Source organism: Photobacterium salinisoli (assembly GCF_003614885.1).
GTDB lineage: Bacteria > Pseudomonadota > Gammaproteobacteria > Enterobacterales > Vibrionaceae > Photobacterium > Photobacterium salinisoli.
Map to the genome: position 1 here is coordinate 1 of NZ_QZMS01000018.1, position 18,860 is coordinate 18,860.

The window sequence follows — 18,860 nt, forward strand, 5'->3', positions numbered from 1 at the left end:
CGACCATAGCGTTGCGGACCCACCTGATCCCATGCCGAACTCAGACGTGAAACGCAGCAGCGCCGATGGTAGTGTGGGGTCTCCCCATGTGAGAGTAGGACATCGCCAGGCTCCCTATTCAGAAAGCAGACCCAGTCTGGTTTCGACCGTGTGGAGCGGTAGTTCAGTTGGTTAGAATACCGGCCTGTCACGCCGGGGGTCGCGGGTTCGAGTCCCGTCCGCTCCGCCACTTATCAGAGAAACCCAGTCAGTAATGGCTGGGTTTTTTGCTGTCTGGCGATTGCAGTGTCGCCGGTTTTTCCTTGCTTATTGAAACCCCATGATCTGTCTTTGAACTCGCTATAGCAGGTAGAAACTGGTTACAATTTGGTTGGTTAAGCGCTTGCCTTAGGTATAAGGCTGTGAGAGGGTTAGAGCAATTTTTCTGGGATGATAAAAGACAATTCGCCATGAGTTTATTCTATGAGCGGCAAGAAACCGCTGATTCTGTCACTATTACATTGAAACCGCATTCCCTGTACCTGATGCTGGTTATGCTCGCGGTCTGGTTAGGTAATGATTTCTTATTAAAATCAGCGTCCATGGCGCAAATCATCATGCCGATATTTATTGTGTTTATGGTGATACGTTTCTTTTCGTTAGTCAGAATACAGCGCGAAGTGCTGGTTGCAATGAAGCAGGGGCGGGTTACCACTCAGGGCAGCAAGTTCTCCTTCACTAATCCGTTTCGTTATGTGATTCAAAAAGCACAGAGTTCCGACTCCTAAACCTTTCATTTCATTGAATAGCCGTAAAACAGTGCGGCTATTCTTTCCTGTCAGGACATAGCTCCTGTTGCCAATGATGGCTTATTCCAGGCCAGTATGCAGGCATAATATCTTGTGTTGTTATCGATATAGAGAAAGGTATGCCAGCATTCAATTGGAAACCCCTGTTATTTGCCTGCTTAATCGTCAGTATTGGTCAACTGAGTCTTGGGCTGGTGTTTCCCTTATTGCCCTGGATTGGGCATGATCTGGCGATTTCATCTGATCAGACGCAGTTGCTGGTTGCTATTTATCTACTTGGGTTTGGCCCCTCTCAACTTGTCTATGGCCCCCTCTCCGACGTCTTTGGCCGCAGGCCGGTCTTGCTGACTGGTGTATTAATTGCGCTCCTTGGGGTTAGCGTTGTCCTTTTTCTGTCTGACTCTTTTTCCGGGTTACTGATTGGCCGTTTTATTCAGGGCTGTGGTGCGGGCAGTGTTTCCGTGCTGGCCAGAGCGACCATTCGTGACAGCTACCAAAAACAAAATCTGGCGAAGGCGATGACCTGGTTGGCGATTGTAGCCGCTTTCACCCCGATTATGGCCCCTGTGATCGGCGGGATGATCAATCATTATCTGGGCTGGCTATCGGCTTTCATCGGACTGGTTGTTTATATCGCACTGATTTGGCTGCTGCTTGTGTTCAGTTTTCGGGAAACCCTGACCAAATCTGTTCAGGCGCCATCGGTGAAAACACTCGCTGGAAACTATCTGTCTTTATTTCGTGAACGTCATTTCATGACCTTTGCAGGGATTGGCTGGATTAACTTTGCCATGGTGATTCTGGCTATTTCTCTGATGCCCTACATTATGCAGGTTCAGATTGGACTGAGTTCGGATCAGTATGCACTCTGGGCAATGGTGCCCGCATGTGGCCTGCTTTTTGGCGGCTTATTGTGTCAGCGGCTCAGGCCTAAACTCGGGACGGCAAGAATGCTGCAACTGGCCCCGTGCATGCAGTTGATATCGGCGGCTTTATACGTACTGGCGCCGGTTGATCCAGTCTGGATGTCGGCCGCGCATTTTATGCTGGCTGTCACCAACGGCATTGCTTTTCCTTGCGCACAGTCGATGTTGCTGATCCCATACAGTGAAAAAGCCGGTACTGTTTCAGCGTTGTCCGGTGCCTGCCAGATGGTTGTCGCATCAGTGATCAGCCATTTTCTGCTGCAATTGGGAATTGATCAGCCCTGGCAACTGGGTGCTGTTTTATTGGGGGCTTCTGTTTTGGGTATGGTGCTCGTTAATCTTGGGGTTCGGAGCGAGTCTGGCCGCCAGGCTGCTCTGGAGCTGAGCTAGATGCCCGGACGTAAAATCCCTTGAATGAGAAACTCTCTCAGGAATCAGAGAATCTTCCATACTTAAGACACAGATTAAGTTGGCTGAGGAGGTCGTATGCGTCAGCTATTCTGTTTAACGGCTGTTCTGATGATCACAGCCTGTGTCAGTCAGTATGAAACGCAGCTATCCCGGCAAGGGGAATGGCAGGAGCTGGGGGCTTATCACGGAGAATATGGTTATCAGGAGTGGGAAAAAAAACGCCTGGACCGGCTGGGTGTGATGTCTGAATCTGATTATGAAAAATACCGGGCAGGCTATTTGCAGGGGCGATATGAGTACTGCACGGGCAAGAAAACAGTGACGACGGCCCTTAACCCTGGTTACCCGGATGAATGCAGGCAAGATGCCAGTCAGTTCGGACTGGCGGAAAGAGGCTACTGATACAGATAAGAAAGGCTGCCGATGGCAGCCTTTTGGGATTTTTTACTCAGCGATTGAGGATCAGTTGTTGCTGTGCAGTTCGCTGTTCAACTCAACCGCTGTTTTATTGGTCAGACACTCGATTGCGCCACTGACTGAATTACGGCGGAACAGCAGATCAGATTTGCCCGCCAGGTCGCGTGCTTTGACGGTTTCAACGACATTGCCATCTGCATCGAGCATAGTCACTTTGGTGCCTGCGGTGACATACAAGCCAGACTCAATGGTACAACGATCGCCAAGCGGGAAACCAAGGCCGGCATTGGCACCCAGCAGGCTGTTTTCACCAATCGAAATCACCACTTTACCGCCGCCACTCAGGGTACCCATGATAGAAGCCCCGCCGCCGATATCGGAACCGTCACCGACCACAACACCGGCAGAAATACGGCCTTCAACCATGCTCACACCTGTGGTACCGGCATTGAAGTTGATAAAGCCTTCGTGCATAACTGTGGTGCCTTCACCGACGTGAGCACCGAGGCGAACACGGGAGGTATCGGCAATACGCACGCCAGCCGGCACAATGTAGTCGACCATTTTCGGGAATTTATCAACACAGTCTACAGTCAGCACTTCGCCCTTCAGGCGAGCTTCAATCTGGCGCTCTGCCAGTTCAGGCAGATCAATCGGGCCCTGATTGGTCCAGGCAATGTTGTGCAGCAAACCGAAGATACCGTCCAGTACCAGGCCATGAGGCTTCACCAGTCGCTGAGAGATCAATTGCAGTTTCAGGAAGCCTTCAGCCACAGAGGCCGGGGCCGTATCAGCAGCCAGAATGACCACTACTAGCGGCTGGCTGGATTGAGCGGCTTTTTCAGCAAAACCTGCACTGGCTTGCTCACCATTAGCGGCAAAAGCGCCGGCGAGTTCAGTCGCCTGAACCGGGGTAATCTCAATCGCTTGATTGCCTTCCTGATAATCAACGACTTTTGCGATGGCATCAACCAGAGGCTGAGCCGGGTTGAGCAGCGGAGTCGGGAAGAAAGCTTCAATGATTTTGCCGTCGCGGTTTTTGGTCGCGGTACCCAGGGCTAGAGAAAATGTCGCCATGATGAAATGGTCTCCATGTCAAAAGGGATATCGACTGCATGTTTGGGCAGTCTGTCTGATATTGAAAAAGTTAGATGTGCCCATCATAAAGAGACTGAGCAGGATATTGAAGGGGAAATCTGCCATTCATGGCAAAATGACTGAGAAATGACGAAAATCCGCACTTAACCACATATAAAGTCAGTCTTTGTGAATAAACCCGGAAATAAAAAAAACCTCCCAGCGGAGGTTTATGATTTATCGTAAAGGGGGCTGACTCAGGCGGCTTCGCTGTCAGTATCGTCTTGCACGGCTTCGGGTTTTACCGCTTTCTTTTTCGCGGCCGGTTTGGCTTTTTTAGCCCCCAGAGCGACAAGGACTTTTTCACGCTCTTGTGCCAGGAATAGTGCTAATTCTTCCTGTTTGGCTTCGTCTTCAAGCAGTTTGCTTTCACTCAGAACAGCAAACAGCTCATCAGCCATATCCAACATTTTATCGTAGGCATCAGCTTCAGATTTAGAGGTAAAAGTCATCTTCTCTTCTCCGTTGCGCTCTACTACATATTTGACGATAACAGCCATGGTCACCCTCTCCAGATATTGATTAACTGGTTTTTTATACAGTAGGATAAGCGCATAGTCCAGTGCTGAGTTCTGAGAGAAGGTGTTCTTGTGAGCATGAGAGAAAAATTTGAACAAATTTATACCCGGGCCGCTGATCGTAAAGGAGGAGAAGTGGCGTTGGAAAGCTTGTTGTCGACCCCGCTGAGCAAAGAGGTCTTGACCAGCATTACCGATGATCGCTGGCTGGCCGCCTTTACGCAGAAAGTGTTCCAGTCAGGTATGAGCTGGAAAGTGGTCAGGCAAAAGTGGGACGGCTTTGAGTCAGTCTTTTTTGGTTTTGATATTGAAAAGTTGCTGCTGGTGCCGAACGAAATGTGGGAGCGCAAAGCAACAGATCCAGCCATTATCCGTCATCTCGGCAAAGTCATGACGATTCCGGACAATGCGTACATGATCCACAGAGCCGCGAAAGAGCACGGCTCGTTTGCCGCTATGGTCGCAGCGTGGCCATCGGATGACATTATTGGCTTATGGCGCTATCTGAAAAGCAAAGGTAAGCGTTTGGGTGGAAATACCGGCCCCTATACGTTACGGGTGATGGGTAAAGATACTTTTATCCTCAGCCAGGATGTTGAAGCCTACCTGCGCAGTACCGGAATCATTGATGGCGGTCGGGACACCCAGCGCTCCCTGTCGGCGGCACAGGCCGCGTTTAACGACTGGCAGCAGGAGTCGGGCCGGCCGTTATGTCAGATCAGCCAGATCATTGCCTTCAGTGGTGGCGATAACCGGATCTGACCCCGGTTGCCATTGCTGGCAGAAGGCAATAAACGCGGATAACAGCGGGCTGGTGTATTTATCTTTGTGATACAGCAGCCAGTATTGTCTTTGCTTGCTTAGCGTGATGGGCAATTCTGCCACGCGTTTTTCCTGCACCGCATGATGAACGGCGCGCCGTGATAAGCAGGTCAGGCCCAGCCCGGCGGCGACACTGTTGATGATGGCTTCAGTGGTGTTGAGCTCGAAAGCCAGTTGCCAGTCATTGATATCGGGTGCGAGATGATGCAGGAAATAATCACGGGTGCCGGATCCGGCTTCCCTGAGTACCCATTCCGAGTGTTCAAGATCCGCCACAGACAGCCTGTTTTGCTTCAGCAATGGGTGCAGAGGATGGCAGATAATCACCATTTCATCCTGAAGCCATGGTCGGCTTATCAAGTATTTTTCTGTGACCCGGCCTTCGACCAGGCCGATATCCAGTTCAAAATCACATAATTTTTTCACGATTGCCGCGGTATTGCCGATCAGAAGAGACTGGTCAGTATGGGCTGTCTGTGCTCTGAAATCCCTCAGCAGAAAAGGCGTGAGCTGATTGCCCACAGTATCGCTGGAACCTACGGCCAAGCTGCCGGACAACGCACCGGTTTGTGCGAAGAGTTGCTCAATGCTTTGGGTGCGCTCGAGCAGTTCATCGGCCAAAGGTAACAGGCGTTTACCTTCACTGTTCAGGGTCAGTCGGTTGTTATGGCGATCGAACAGGGGCTGGCTGAGTTGTTTTTCCAGCTCGGCCAGCGCCATGCTGACCGCTGGCTTGGTCAGAAACAGGCGCTCTGCGGCAGCGGTGATGGTTTTTTCCTGTGCCACGGCCACAAAGACTCTCAGTTGTTTCAGCGCAATGTTCATCGTTACTCTTATGTGGTTAAGATTGGTTTAACGCTTGGTTAAATTTATTCAATTATTCTAAACCATGCGAGAGAAGTACACTGCCTCTATCGATAAAAAGAACAAAAAAATGCATCGGATATGATGGAGAGCTAATCATGAATCAAGTCTTGAAAAACCGGTTTGCCTTGATGCCGACGCCAATGGCCGGGCTGGCATTGGCGATTGCCAGTCTGGGCTGGTGCTGGGAAAACGCGGCGCCATTGCACGGTATGGCACAAAGCGGCAGCGCTATGATTGCCGCTGTGATGCTGCTGGGGCTGGCAGTGAAGTTTGTCTTACATCCTCAGTTACTGTGGCAGGATTTGAAGCACCCTGTGGTCGGCAGTGTCGTGCCTACTTTTTCGATGGCACTGATGGTGGTTTCCTCTGCGCTGGCGCGATACCTGCCGCATGCCGGGTGGGTACTATGGCTGGTCGCCGTGGTTTTGCATCTGGTGTTTTTAGCCTGCTTCGTTTTTCATCGTTTGAGCCGGTTTGAGTTGCACCATATGGTGCCTAGCTGGTTTGTGCCGCCTGTGGGGATCATAGTGGCTGATGTTACTTTTCCAGGCGGTGTGCTGGCACCGTTAGCACAGGCTCTGCTGATGTTTGGCCTGAGTGCTTACGCCCTGATGCTGCCTGTGATGTTATACCGCCTGATTTTCTGTCACCAGGTCCCGGATGCCGCTAAGCCAACCATTGCGATTTTGGCGGCGCCAGCCAGTTTGTCACTGGCAGGTTATCTGACAGTGACGGCGCAGCCTTCGGTGCTGATGGTGGCACTGCTGGCGAGTATCGGATTGCTGATGACTCTGGTGATTTATCTGGCCTTCTTCAGACTCCTGCAATTACCTTTCAGTCCGGCTTATGCTGCGTTTACTTTCCCTGTGGTGATTGGGGCGACTGCCTTGTACAAAACGGCCCATTGGATGAGCACTCAGCCACTGCTGGCCGACTACGCGCACCAGGTTCAGGGGCTGGCTCTGGCTGAATTACTGGTCGCTACTGTGGTGGTCAGTTATGTCATAGTGCGCTATCTGGCCCACTATTGCACAGCTGAGATAGGCTATCGCAGAGCGGCGATGTAACGCGTTGAACCGAAAGGACGGCGGTCATCACAGGCACTGCTGTTTACACCCTGCGTGCCTTGGTAGACAATCATTGCATTATTTTCTGCCAGCGAGCCTGATGCGTGTTTACTGTTTACCATTCCAACCAACTGGACCTGCTGAAGTCTTTACTGGTTGAGCTGATCCGCCGGGATCCGCTTTCAGACCCCTTTGTCCCTGAGCAGATTCTGGTGCAGAGTCCGGGCATGTCACAATGGCTCAAACTCGAACTGGCACAGTCGCTGGGCGTGGCCGCAAATATTACTTTTCCGTTGCCAGCGACCTTCATCTGGGACATGTTCACCAAAGTACTGCAGGATGTGCCGGCACGCAGTGCCTTTAATAAAGATGCCATGACCTGGTCGCTGATGCAGGTGCTGCCCGGGTTGCTGGATCAGCCCGAATTTGCACCACTGGCGCGTTACCTGGAAGAGGATGCCCATCAGCAGCGTCGATTTCAGCTGGCCGGAAAAATTGCCGACATCTTTGACCAGTATCTGGTGTACCGGCCGGAGTGGATACAGGAATGGGAGGCGGGGCGCATTGACCCTGAACTGGCGGGCGATCACCCCTGGCAGCCGGTATTATGGCAGGCGCTGTATGACCACATTCTGGCGCAGGGGCAGTCGCCTTATCACCGCGCTAATTTGTATCAACAGTTTATTGAAACACTGACGCAGTACGCGCAGTCCGGGACGGAGCTGCCGGAGGGATTACCCAAGCGTCTGTTTGTTTTTGGTATTTCAGCACTGCCACCACGCTATATGGACGCCCTGGCGGCATTGGGGCAGCACATCGATGTGCATCTGATGTTTACCAATCCTTGCCGCCACTACTGGGGAGATGTCAGAGATCGCAAATATCTGGCCCGGCTGGCAGCGCAGCAGCGTCAGCAGGTGATCTGGCGGGATGAACACAGCGAGCAGGCCGGTGCCGTGGGCATACTCAAAGGCTCGCTGGAAGATAACCTGATTGACGACACGCATCAGGATGCTGCGGTTGGCAATACACTGTTAGCGTCACTGGGTAAGCTGGGGCGGGACAACCTGTATCTGCTGTCGGAATTACAGGCTTTTGAAGTCGACGCTTTTGTTGATATTCAGCCCGACAGTCTGCTGCACTGCATTCAGTCGGACATACTGAATCTGGAAGACAAAGTGAATGACCAGTTGCTGGCCGACAGCCAGCACAAACAGCCGGTTGAACCGCACGACAACTCTCTGTCGGTCCATGTCTGCCATTCCCCGATGCGGGAAGTGGAAGTTCTCTACGATAATTTGCTGGCAATGCTGGATGCCGATCCCGGCCTGTCGCCACGTGATATTGTCGTCATGGTTGCCGATATCAATGCCTACAGCCCTTATATTCAGGCTGTTTTCGGTAATGCGCCGTCTGAGCGCTACCTGCCATTTTCCATTTCTGACCGCAGTGCCGATCAGGAAAACCCCGTATTACTGGCCTGCCTGCGCTTGCTGGATTTACCCAATAGCCGTTGCCATGCCTCTGAGCTGACGGAGTTGCTGGAAGTGCCGGCTATCATGAAGCGGTTTAATCTTGACAGCGATCGCTTCATTCAGGTGAAGGGCTGGATTGAGGAAGCCGGCATTCGCTGGGGACTGGATGCCGGCACAGCGCGCGAATTTTCACTGCCGGTGCAGCAGCAAAATACCTGGCTGTTCGGGCTGCAGCGTATGTTGCTTGGTTATGCGATGCCAGCGCAGGCAGGTCTGTATCAGGGGATACTTGCCTATGATGAAGTGCAGGGCATGGATGCCGAGCTGGCAGGTCAGCTCAGTGTCTTTGTGGAGCAGTTAATCCATTACCGCCGGGTACTCAATCAGCCGCATTCGGCGCGTGAGTGGTTCAGTGTGCTGAACCAGTTGCTGGATGATTTTTTCAGCGTGGATACCGAGGGTGAACTGGTACTGCGTCTGATCCGGGAAAAGCTGCAGCAACTGGAGCAACAACTGGATGATGCCGGTTATCAGCAAGCGCTGACGCCAGCGATCATGCGCGATTACCTCAATGACAAACTGAGTGGCGAGCGTGTGAGTCAGCGCTTTCTGGCCGGTCAGATAAACTTCTGTACCCTGATGCCAATGCGTTCTATCCCGTTTAAAGTCGTCTGCCTGCTGGGAATGAATGATGGTGTCTATCCCCGAACAATTGCCCCTGAAGGGTTTGATCTTATGGTGGGTCGCCAGCGTGCCGGTGACCGCTCCCGTCGTGACGATGACAGATACCTGTTTCTGGAAGCGCTCTTGTCTGCTCAGCAGCAGTTGTACATCAGTTATGTCGGGCGTTCGATTCAGGATAACAGCGAAAAAATGCCGTCTGTTTTGCTCAGTGAGTTACTGGATTACTGCCAGCAGGGATTCTGTCTGCAAGGGGACAGTACGCTGTCTCCGGAGGATTCGGCGGAACGTCTGACCCAATGGCTGATCCACCACCATCCATTGACGCCATTCAGCCCGCAGGCCTTTTTGGGAAGCTCGCCCAGTTATGCGGCAGAATGGCTGCCCGCGGCACGACGAATCACTGTGGATAAGGTGGATTTCCTGTCGCAATCGCTGTCACCGTTTGTTCTGACGGATCTGGCGGAGTCATCCGCCTCACTGCCTGTGATTGAAATGGCAGAGTTGCAGCGCTTCTGGCGCCTGCCGGTGCAGTACTTTTTTAACCGGCGTCTCAAGGTCTATTTTGACGCCGCCGCAGGGGCGATGGTGGACGAAGAACCCTTTGCACTTGATGGCCTGCAGAGTTATCAACTGCGGGCAGATTTACTGACGACTCTGCTTGAAGCGCAGACCCGGCCCGACGCCATGAGCCGTTTTCAGGCGATGCAGCAGGCCGCTGGTACTTTACCGATAGCGGCATTTGGTGAGCTGACTCTGGAGCAGGAAAAACAGCAGATAGCCCCGCTGGCTGAGCGGGTTGCCGCTTTGCTTGCCTCGCCGCTCGAGGATCCTGAAATTGATCTGCTGATGACGATCCCTTCAGGTCAGTGCCGATTGCAGGGGTGGATCCGCCATTACACCGCATCCGGGGTGATTCACTTCAGGCCCGGCAAAGTGCGGACGCAAGATCTGATTCATGCCTGGCTGGAGCATCTGGCGATGTCGGTACAGGGGATAACCGCCGACACCCATGTGCTGGGCATTGATAAGCATGTCCGCCTCCGGCCGGTAGAAAAAGAGTATGCCGCGGAGCAACTGAGTATGCTGACAGAAGGCTATCTGGCCGGGCAGTCATCCCCATTACCTTATTTCCCGCGCACAGCGCAGGCCGGCCTGGAGGCGCTACGGGACAAAAGCGGCAACTGGCTGACGGATGAAGAGAGTCTGGAAAAAGCCTTTACCAAAATGGCCGGGGTGTTTAACGACAGTTATCTGTTCAGCGGTGAAGGCAGTAATGCCTATATCGCCCGAGTCTGGCCGAACTGGCAGGACGATCTTGCCACTGAGGCAATGGATTGGGCACGGCGAGTGCTGCAGCCTGTGTTGATGCATCTTGAAGAGATAGAGTAGAGAAGGGTGCGAGGTGGCCGCCGGCAAAATCGTTATAAGGTGTAGGGTGTTCACCGGTCGGCCACAAGGTCCAGAGGTAGACCAAATTTCTTGGCAGCGATACTACCGAAAGCCCGACACCGAAAATGTGAAACGTATCCCATAGTGATAGATGAATCAGAATAAAATACGCTGGCTGAGAGCCAATCAGTCAGAGATCACACAGTGCTTTGAAACCAGAGGCAGCTTTCCATCATTTATGCTGCCTGAAACCAAAATTATTGTCGCTGCGGCTTATGGATTGAGTGCATGAGCCGCAGCGAGCCTGACAACAAGAAGCGGTTGACGACCATGACTTTGACCCCATCAACAGAGGTATCTGCCATCTTGCCGCAAACACTGGAGCCTATGGTGTTTCCGCTGCACGGCACGCGACTGATAGAAGCATCAGCAGGGACAGGGAAAACCTTTACCATAGCGACCTTGTACCTGCGTTTGCTGCTGGGACACGGTGATGCCAATACTGGATACCCGCAGCCACTGACGGTGGATAAAATACTGGTGGTGACGTTCACCGAAGCGGCAACCGCTGAACTGCGTGACCGTATCCGTCGCCGCATTCATGACGCCAGGATCGCTTTCAGCCGCGGTACCAGCGATGATCCCGTGCTGGCCGCCCTGCTGCATGATCTGCCGGATCATGGCCGATCGGCCGCCTTGCTGCTGCAGGCAGAAAGACAAATCGATGAAGCGGCGATTTTTACCATTCATGGTTTCTGCCAGCGTATGCTGACGCAAAACGCGTTCGAATCTGGCAGCCTGTTTTCCAATGAATTCATTACCGAAGAAAGCCAACTGCGGGCACAGGTGGCGGCGGATTACTGGCGCCGGTATTTTTATCCTCTGCCTCGCGAACTGGCGAACGAAATCCGCCGCTGCTGGCCAGCGCCGGCAGCGTTGCTCAAAGACATCAATGCGTTTTTGTCCGGCGCACCGGTCGCCCTGAAGTCGCCATCGCTGTCGGGCGATCTGATACAGTTACATCAGCAGAACCTGCAGCGGATTGAGACGGTAAAGCAGGGCTGGCGCGAGCATGCGGCAGATTTTTTAGCGCTGATCAGTGACTCAGGGGTGAATAAGCGCAGCTATACCAAAACCAGTCTGCCCAAAGCCCTCGATGAAGTCGGACTGTGGTCCACCCAGCCAACGCTGGATTACAGCTTGCCCAAGGCGCTGGAAAAATTTGATCAGACGGTGCTGGAGGAGAAAACCGCCAAGGGCGCCGTGCCGCGGCATCCGGTGTTTGCTGCCATTCATGACTTGCTGGCCGCCAGACCCAGCGTCAGAGAGCCGGTTCTGGCCCATGCTATTCAGGCCTGCCGGGAACTGCTGGCCGAGGCCAAGTTACGTAAAGGCTGGTTGTCGTTTGATGATCTGCTGACCCAGTTGGCGGCGGCGTTACTGACAGATAAAGACACGGGTGAAGGCGCACTGGCTGCCCGGATCCGTCATTTGTATCCCGTTGCCATGATCGATGAGTTTCAGGATACCGATCCGCTTCAGTATCAGATCTTCAGCACGGTTTATATGCCCGACGAACAGACCGGACCCGATGATATCGCTAAGGTATCGGGATTGTTTATGATCGGCGATCCCAAACAGGCGATTTATGCTTTTCGCGGTGCAGATATTTTTACTTACATCCGGGCAAGGCGACAGGTCAGCGCTCACTATACGCTGGGCACTAACTGGCGTTCGACTGCCAGCATGGTGGCAGCGGCGAACCGGGTGTTTGAACTGCCCGACAGCCCGTTTATTTATGACAGCGATATCCAGTTTTTGCCCGTTCAGCCCAGCCCGAATGCCCAGAGCAAGCACTGGCAACTCAACGGTGAACGTCAGCCGGCGTTGTGTTTCTGGCAGATGGACGCTGAGGCCCCGGTCAGTAAAGGGGAATATCAACAGGCGATGGCGGAAGCGACGGCCGCGCAGATTCAAGCCATTCTGACCCAGGCTCAGGATAACCAGGCGTTATTGGTGAAAGGCAGCGAGCAGCGGCCGGTGTCAGCCGGCGATATCGCTGTGCTGGTGCGCACCGGATCAGAGGCGGCGCTGGTGCGTCAGGCGATGGCAGCTCAGGGCATACCCAGTGTGTACCTGTCTAACCGCGACAGTGTTTTTGCCAGTCAGGAAGCGGCAGATTTGCTGCGCTTGCTGGTGGCCGTGCTGCATCCGGAACAGGACACCAGCTTGCGGGCCGCCCTGGCCACCAGTTTGTTTGCGCTCAGCGCTTTTCAGCTCGACAGGCTGAATAACGAGGAAGACGAGTGGGAGCGCTGGATTGCGGAGTTTCGTGACTATCGCAGTCTGTGGCTGCGCCGCGGAGTGCTCCCTATGATCCGCCATGTGTTAACACGCCGCCAGATTGCCGAACGTCTGCTGGGTGAAAACGGCGGCGAGCGCAGGCTGACGGATTTACTGCATCTGGGCGAGTTGCTGCAGCAGGCCAGCCAGACGCTGGACAGTGATCAGGCCTTGATCCGCTGGCTGGCTGAACATATGGCCTCGCCAAACGGTAACAGCGACGAACAGCAACTGCGGCTGGAGTCTGACAGCAACCTGGTGCAAATCGTTACTATCCACAAATCCAAAGGCCTGGAATACGAGCTGGTATTTCTGCCGTTTGTCTGCAGCTACCGCAGCACGGAAACCGCCTTGTTTCATGATCCGCACTCTCAACAGGCCGTGCTGGATGTCAGTGGCGAAGAGAGCAGTCTGGCTCTGGCCGAGCAAGAGCGACTGGCTGAAGATCTGCGTCTGATTTATGTGGCGCTGACCCGGGCTGTCTATGGCTGTTATGTCGGTATGGCTCCGCTGCGCAATGGACGAAGCACCAAAGAACCTACCGGACTTCACCTGTCTGCGATGGGGTATCTGATTCAGAACGGCAAAGAAGGCGGGCTTGCCGAACTGGCTGAGGCGCTCAATACGCTGGCGCAAAGTGAAGATATCTGTGTAGAAACACCGCCTTCGCGGCCTGAATCGCTCTGGCAGCCAGCGTTAACCGAGCAGCCAGTGCCGGAGGTAGCCCGTTTTTTACATCCCATTGAGCATAACTGGTGGATCACCAGTTATTCCGCTTTGGTAAAACAGGGGCACTCTGTGCTGGATGCCAGCAGCGAATTGCCCGGCTTTGATACCGATTCATCACAAGACAGCCTGCTGGAGGATCCGGACCATGAGGTGGCCATTGCCGCGCCTGAGCGCTCGGTATTCACCTTTCCGAAGGGCGCCCGGCCGGGCACATTCCTGCACAGCCTGTTCGAGAATATTGAATTTACTGATGCGGCCGATAGCGCAGCCACCACACAAGTGATCACTGATTTATTGCGACAGGAAAATTACGATCCTGAATGGCTGCCGGTACTGCAGCAATTGCTGAACCAGGTACTTAACTGTGCGCTGGATGGCCGGGATTTACGTCTGGGTGCCCTTCAGCCGCCGCAGCGTCTGGTCGAGATGGAATTCATGCTGCCGATTCATCTGCTGTCATCGGCCTTGCTGAACAAAACGCTGGCCCGGCATGATGCTTTGTCGGCAAAAGCGGGGGAACTGGGGTTCTCCACGGTCAGCGGGATGCTGAAAGGGTTTATCGATCTGGTGTTTGAGTATCAGGGGAAATATTACGTGCTGGACTGGAAATCGAACTGGCTGGGTGACACCCATGAGGCTTACCGTGGTGAGGCTCTGGATACGGCGATGAGCGAACACCGTTATGATCTGCAGTATCAGTTATATGCCCTGGCGTTACACCGCTTTCTGAAAAGCAGAAAAGCCGATTACGATTATGAACAACATTTTGGCGGTGTGTATTACCTGTTTTTACGGGGCGTGCGGGCAGAAGATAACAGTGGTATTTTTCATGCCCGGCCAAGCCATGCATTGCTGAGCGAGCTGGAGCAACTGATTGACGGACAGATAAGCCAGGGAGAGCCTGCCTGATGACGATGTTAGACCACGCAAGAGATACCGGGCCTGCTGCTGTCATCGCTCAGCTTGATCGACTGACCCGTCAGGGCATATTACGGCCGCTGGATAGTCAGTTTGCCAAGTTCATTTGTCAGTCGGTTAACGGACAGGATGATGAAGCGTCGCAACAGGTGCTGGCTCTGGCGGCTGCCTGGCTCAGTCAGGAACTGGGGCGCGGCCATGTTTGCCTGCCGCTGGCTGGTGCAAACAGTCTGCCTTTGGGGCTGCCAAGAGAAATGGCCGAATCGCTGTTGGCGGCATTGCCGGCTGCCTGGCGCTTGCCAGCCAGCTGGTCATCGGTACTGAACCAGTCCGCTGCCGTGTCTGATGGCTCTCAGTCCACGCCCCTGGTGTTGATTGACAACCGGCTGTATCTGCATCGTTACTGGCAATATGAACAGACTGTCGCGCAGCGGTTGCTGACATCAGCCGGGCAGGGAAATGTCCGGGGAGCGCGTCAGGCCAGTATGCTGGATACCCTGTTTTCACGCAATTATCGCTATGTTTATGACGCCCTGGCCGACTTACGGCGCAGCGGCAATGACAGCGCGGATCAGCGCCGGATGCTGGTGTGCGATAAGCTGGATGTGGTGGAGCCGGATCCCCTTAACTGGGAGGAGATAGACAGCGTGTTGTGTCAGGCACAGCGCTTTTCCGATTTGGCGCCGCTTGATCGGCTGATCCCAGACGCCGCTTGTCTTAACTGGCAGAAAGTCGCGGCCGCGACCGCCCTCAGCCGGCAGTTTGCCGTGATCTCCGGCGGGCCGGGGACAGGGAAAACCACCACAGTGGCCAAGTTGCTGGCGGCACTGGTGATGCAGGAGCAGCCCGATACAGACACGCTTGATTCAGCCAGTGTACCCCATATTGTTCTGGTGGCGCCGACAGGCAAGGCGGCCGCACGCCTGACCGAGTCGATCGGCAAGGCGGTTCAGTCCTTGCCTGTGCCGCCGGCGGTTCAGTCGGCGATTCCAACCCAGGCCAGCACCCTGCACCGTTTGCTCGGAGCCATTCCGGGCCGGGCCTCTTTCCGGCATCATGCCGCGAATCCACTGCACGCCGATGTGCTGGTGGTGGATGAAGCTTCTATGGTTGATTTGCCTATGATGGCCCGCCTGCTGGAAGCACTGCCTGTTCATTGCAAGCTGATTCTGCTGGGAGACAAAGACCAGCTGGCTTCGGTGGAGGCGGGCGCTGTACTGGGTGATATCTGCGCGTTTTCCAGTCAGGGTTACAGTGCCGGGCAAGCCAGGCAACTCAGTGAAATGACGGGCTTTGTGCTGCCGGCCGGGCCATCAGGCGGGCAAAGTCCGGTCGCTGATTGCCTGTGTGTTCTGCAAAAAAGCTACCGTTTTCATGCATTGTCAGGCATAGGGCAATTGGCGAAAGCCATCAACAGCGGCCAGCCCGACAGACTGGCCACTGTGTGGCAACAGCATTTTGCCGATATACATCAGTACCCGCTCAGTGCCGAGCATTACCAGCGTCTGATCAGGCAGATGGCCGTTTTCTACCGCCGCTATCTTGAGGCGATTGCTGAGGGAAAAGCACCCGGTGAGGTCTTGCTGGCGTTTGCCAGCGTCAGGCTGCTGTGTGCACTCAGGGAAGGGGATTTTGGCGTTAAAGGACTCAATACACGCATTGAACGGCAACTGGCTAAAGAGGGACTGATCGCCCCCGGTGAGGAAACCTGGTATGTCGGACGGCCGGTGATGATCACCCGCAACGATCATGGTCTGGGGTTATACAACGGGGATATAGGTATTGCGATGCCAGACCCTGATGGCCGGACCGACAGCAAAGGCCGCCTGGCACTTCGCGTGTATTTCGACATGCCGGACGGCAGCATTCGCAGCTTCCTGCCCAGCCGCCTGCCGGAGCATGAGCTGGTGTATGCGATGACAATCCATAAGTCACAAGGCTCGGAATTTGCTGATACCCTGATGATACTGCCGCCGGATTTCAGCCCGATCCTGACCCGTGAACTGGTGTATACCGGCGTTACCCGGGCGAAGGAAAGGCTGTATCTGTACGCTCAGCCGGAGGTGCTGCAGCGCAGTATTCAGCGCTGTATTGAGCGAGCCAGCGGGTTGGAAGCCAGCTTAGGCTAATGACAGGTTATCCGCCAGTCAGTGACTGGCGGTAGTGGCTTACAGTGCCAGGGTCAGAATTTTCGAGCGGCGTTGCAGGTTATAAAGTGCCTGTTTCGCCATAGGCAAATCAGACACATCGATTTCGACAAAACCGTGCTCCCTGAACCAGTGCAGGCTGCGGGTGGTCAGCACAAAGAGTTGTTTCAGCCCCTGAGTGCGCGCCTGATGGCGAATGCGGTTGAGCAGTAAGGAGCCGCGGTCACCGTCACGATAGTCAGGATGAACGGCCACACAGGCCATCTCGCCCATTTGCTCTTCCATAAAGGAATACAGAGCCGCACAGCCGATGATCAGGCCGTCACGTTCGATCACAGTAAACTGTTTGATTTCCTGCTCCAGTTGTTCGCGGGAGCGACGAACCAGAATGCCATCCTGCTCCAGCGGGCGGATCAGCGCCAGAATACCGCCGATATCATCTATGTTCGCGCCCCGGACTTTTTCTGCACTGGCCATGACGATTTGCGTGCCTATCCCGTCGAAAGAGAATAGCTCCTGGATCAGTGCACCGTCTTCTTTGTAGCTGATCAGGTGGCTGCGCGGCACACCGGCCCGACAGGCGATCATCGCGCCACGCAGGAAACGCGCGGTACCTGAATCGGCTTTGTTTTGTTCTGTCAGCCGCTGCAGTGCGGCTTCGGCTTCAGCGGGCAGCATTTCCGAAACGATTTGACCATTTTCATCGCGAACGCCCTGATGAGAGCAAAAGCCAATCAGCTTATCGGCTTCCAGCCGGATCGCCACCTGAGTCGCCACTTCTTCCGAGGTCAGATTGAAACACTCACCGGTGACCGAGCTGGCAATCGGGCCAAGCAGAACAATGCTGTTCTGATCCAGCTGGCGCCGGATCCCGTCGACATCGATGCGGCGGATACGGCCGCTGTGGCAATAGTCGATACCGTCATCGATACCTAGTGGCTGGGCGATGACGAAGTTGCCGCTCACCACATTGATCTGCGAGCCCGCCATAGGCGTATTGTTCAGACCCATGGAGAAGCGGGCTGTGATATCTAAATGGAGCTGACCTGCAGCCTGCTTGGCAATTTCCAGCGAACGCTCATCAGTAACCCGGACGCTTTTATGGTACGGGGTGCTGTAGCCGTGCACATCGAGCAGGTGGGAGATCTGCGGACGGGCACCATAAACCAGTACGATCCGCAGTCCGAGACAGTTAAGCAGGGCGATATCATTAACAATATTGCGAAAGTTGTTATCGGCGATGGCTTCACCACCCAGCATAATCACCAGCGTTTTGCCGCGGTGGGCATTTACATATGGCGCTGATTGGCGAAAGCCTTTCACCAGCGCAGTGCTTCTGAGCTTCACTCTGTCTTCCGTTACAAAAATTAATAGGGATCAAGCATGCCTGCATGTTGCCTGTTTCTCTTCTGCTCAGCAAGCATGAAAATCACTCAGGACGTGCAGCACCGGGAGGAAAATATTGAGTCGAGATCCCATTCTGACATTAGGTACTTATTCGGTGAGTCGAAGCGACGCCAGATAAGCGTATAGTTCTAGAACGTGCGGGTAACTGGCAATGTTAATGGCATTTAATAATTACACCCGGTGGCAGGCAGCCACAGTACTGTTTATTTTGGTAAGCGGCCTTGCTTTAAGTGGCTTTATTGCAGTGGGGGCAGCCAAAGGAGATTGGTTTACCCCTGCGCCTGAGCCAAGCATTTATGGCACCTGGATAGAGCAGGACGTGGCGCCATATGCCGCGGATCAGTTCGAACTTCGAGCCAATGGTGTCTATGTGTCAGGCCGTCTGGTCAGTACTACCTATGAATGGGATGGCAGTCAGTTACGCTATCGCATGGGGGATGAGACTTACCGTTATACTTTCGAAGAAGGCCAGTTCATCCGTCAGCAGCCAGCGCATTATGTGTCTTCGTTTGCACGCCAGGGGACAAAACAGGGATCGTAATTCCTCTGTAGTGCACGTCTGATTTATTCTTCTTCCTTAAGCCGGGAAAACAACTGATGAACCGGTAATTTATTCAACGCCACTTTGCGCAGCGTGTCTGCTGTCTGGGCATTACCTCCCAGACAGCGCTGGATTACCGTGTTGATTTGTTGCGGAGAATTACCATCACTGGCCAGATTGCGAATCCACTGATATTCGATGGCGTTTGGATCAAGTAAGGTTTCTTTGCCAACTTTAAACTGATTGTTCATGCCAGTCCTTCCTGAAATGTCAT

General features: G+C 54.0%; 14 protein-coding genes, 1 tRNA gene and 1 rRNA gene. 11 read left to right on the plus strand and 5 right to left on the minus strand.

The features are described 5' to 3' along the window. The 5 genes from rrf to D6M16_RS21495 all read left to right on the plus strand — a co-directional run. Positions 1-111 (plus strand): 5S ribosomal RNA (rrf, locus tag D6M16_RS21475); the annotation flags it as partial. 41 nt (positions 112-152) lie between these two features. Continuing rightward, positions 153-229 (plus strand) — tRNA-Asp (locus tag D6M16_RS21480). 220 nt (positions 230-449) lie between these two features. Then, positions 450-767 carry a hypothetical protein gene (locus D6M16_RS21485; RefSeq protein WP_120513897.1) on the plus strand — a complete coding sequence of 106 codons (318 nt, stop codon included), beginning with the start codon at positions 450-452 and terminating at the stop codon, positions 765-767. A gap of 140 nt (positions 768-907) precedes the next feature. Beyond that, positions 908-2,104, plus strand: a complete 1,197-nt coding sequence (locus D6M16_RS21490; protein WP_120513898.1) for a multidrug effflux MFS transporter — start codon at positions 908-910, stop codon at positions 2,102-2,104. Between the two features lie 96 nt (positions 2,105-2,200). Then, entirely contained in the window at positions 2,201-2,527 is a 327-nt protein-coding gene (locus tag D6M16_RS21495) for a DUF2799 domain-containing protein (protein WP_120513899.1), read from the plus strand. Between the two features lie 60 nt (positions 2,528-2,587). On the opposite strand, the gene dapD is transcribed toward D6M16_RS21495, so the two are convergent. Both dapD and D6M16_RS21505 read right to left on the minus strand, forming a co-directional pair. After that, complete coding sequence (gene dapD / locus D6M16_RS21500; protein ID WP_120513900.1) at positions 2,588-3,619, minus strand: 2,3,4,5-tetrahydropyridine-2,6-dicarboxylate N-succinyltransferase; 1,032 nt, start codon at positions 3,617-3,619, stop codon at positions 2,588-2,590. A gap of 257 nt (positions 3,620-3,876) precedes the next feature. Continuing rightward, positions 3,877-4,179 (minus strand): YebG family protein, encoded by a 303-nt coding sequence (locus D6M16_RS21505; protein WP_120513901.1) that lies wholly within the window; start codon positions 4,177-4,179, stop codon positions 3,877-3,879. A gap of 96 nt (positions 4,180-4,275) precedes the next feature. On the opposite strand from D6M16_RS21505, the gene D6M16_RS21510 reads away from it, so the two are divergent. Next, a complete protein-coding gene (locus D6M16_RS21510) occupies positions 4,276-4,959 on the plus strand; it encodes a DNA-3-methyladenine glycosylase I (RefSeq protein ID WP_120513902.1) in 684 nt (227 codons plus the stop codon). Here the strand turns inward: D6M16_RS21510 and D6M16_RS21515 are convergent. Beyond that, positions 4,906-5,844, minus strand: a complete 939-nt coding sequence (locus D6M16_RS21515) for a LysR substrate-binding domain-containing protein (RefSeq protein ID WP_120513903.1) — start codon at positions 5,842-5,844, stop codon at positions 4,906-4,908. The genes D6M16_RS21510 and D6M16_RS21515 overlap by 54 nt on opposite strands. Before the next feature lie 137 nt (positions 5,845-5,981). Between D6M16_RS21515 and D6M16_RS21520 the strand changes: the two genes are divergently transcribed. The 4 genes from D6M16_RS21520 (at position 5,982) to recD (ending at position 16,620) form a co-directional block, all read left to right on the plus strand. After that, entirely contained in the window at positions 5,982-6,953 is a 972-nt protein-coding gene (locus tag D6M16_RS21520; RefSeq protein WP_120513904.1) for a TDT family transporter, read from the plus strand. Between the two features lie 104 nt (positions 6,954-7,057). Beyond that, complete coding sequence (recC, locus tag D6M16_RS21525) at positions 7,058-10,501, plus strand: exodeoxyribonuclease V subunit gamma (RefSeq protein ID WP_120513905.1); 3,444 nt, start codon at positions 7,058-7,060, stop codon at positions 10,499-10,501. Between the two features lie 336 nt (positions 10,502-10,837). After that, positions 10,838-14,482, plus strand: a complete 3,645-nt coding sequence (gene recB, locus D6M16_RS21530; RefSeq protein WP_205576954.1) for an exodeoxyribonuclease V subunit beta — start codon at positions 10,838-10,840, stop codon at positions 14,480-14,482. Further along, on the plus strand, positions 14,482-16,620 hold the full coding sequence (gene recD, locus D6M16_RS21535; protein WP_240435677.1) for an exodeoxyribonuclease V subunit alpha: 2,139 nt from the start codon (positions 14,482-14,484) through the stop codon (positions 16,618-16,620). The genes recB and recD overlap by 1 nt, the downstream gene beginning before the upstream one ends. A 39-nt stretch (positions 16,621-16,659) precedes the next feature. Here recD and argA read toward each other — a convergent pair whose 3' ends face one another. Next, complete coding sequence (gene argA, locus D6M16_RS21540) at positions 16,660-17,985, minus strand: amino-acid N-acetyltransferase (protein ID WP_120513906.1); 1,326 nt, start codon at positions 17,983-17,985, stop codon at positions 16,660-16,662. Positions 17,986-18,202: 217 nt separating this feature from the next. On the opposite strand from argA, the gene D6M16_RS21545 reads away from it, so the two are divergent. Continuing rightward, complete coding sequence (locus D6M16_RS21545) at positions 18,203-18,586, plus strand: DUF2850 domain-containing protein (RefSeq protein WP_120513907.1); 384 nt, start codon at positions 18,203-18,205, stop codon at positions 18,584-18,586. Positions 18,587-18,609: 23 nt separating this feature from the next. Here D6M16_RS21545 and D6M16_RS21550 read toward each other — a convergent pair whose 3' ends face one another. Next, positions 18,610-18,837 (minus strand): hypothetical protein, encoded by a 228-nt coding sequence (locus D6M16_RS21550; protein ID WP_120513908.1) that lies wholly within the window; start codon positions 18,835-18,837, stop codon positions 18,610-18,612. Between the last annotated feature and the right edge of the window lie 23 nt (positions 18,838-18,860).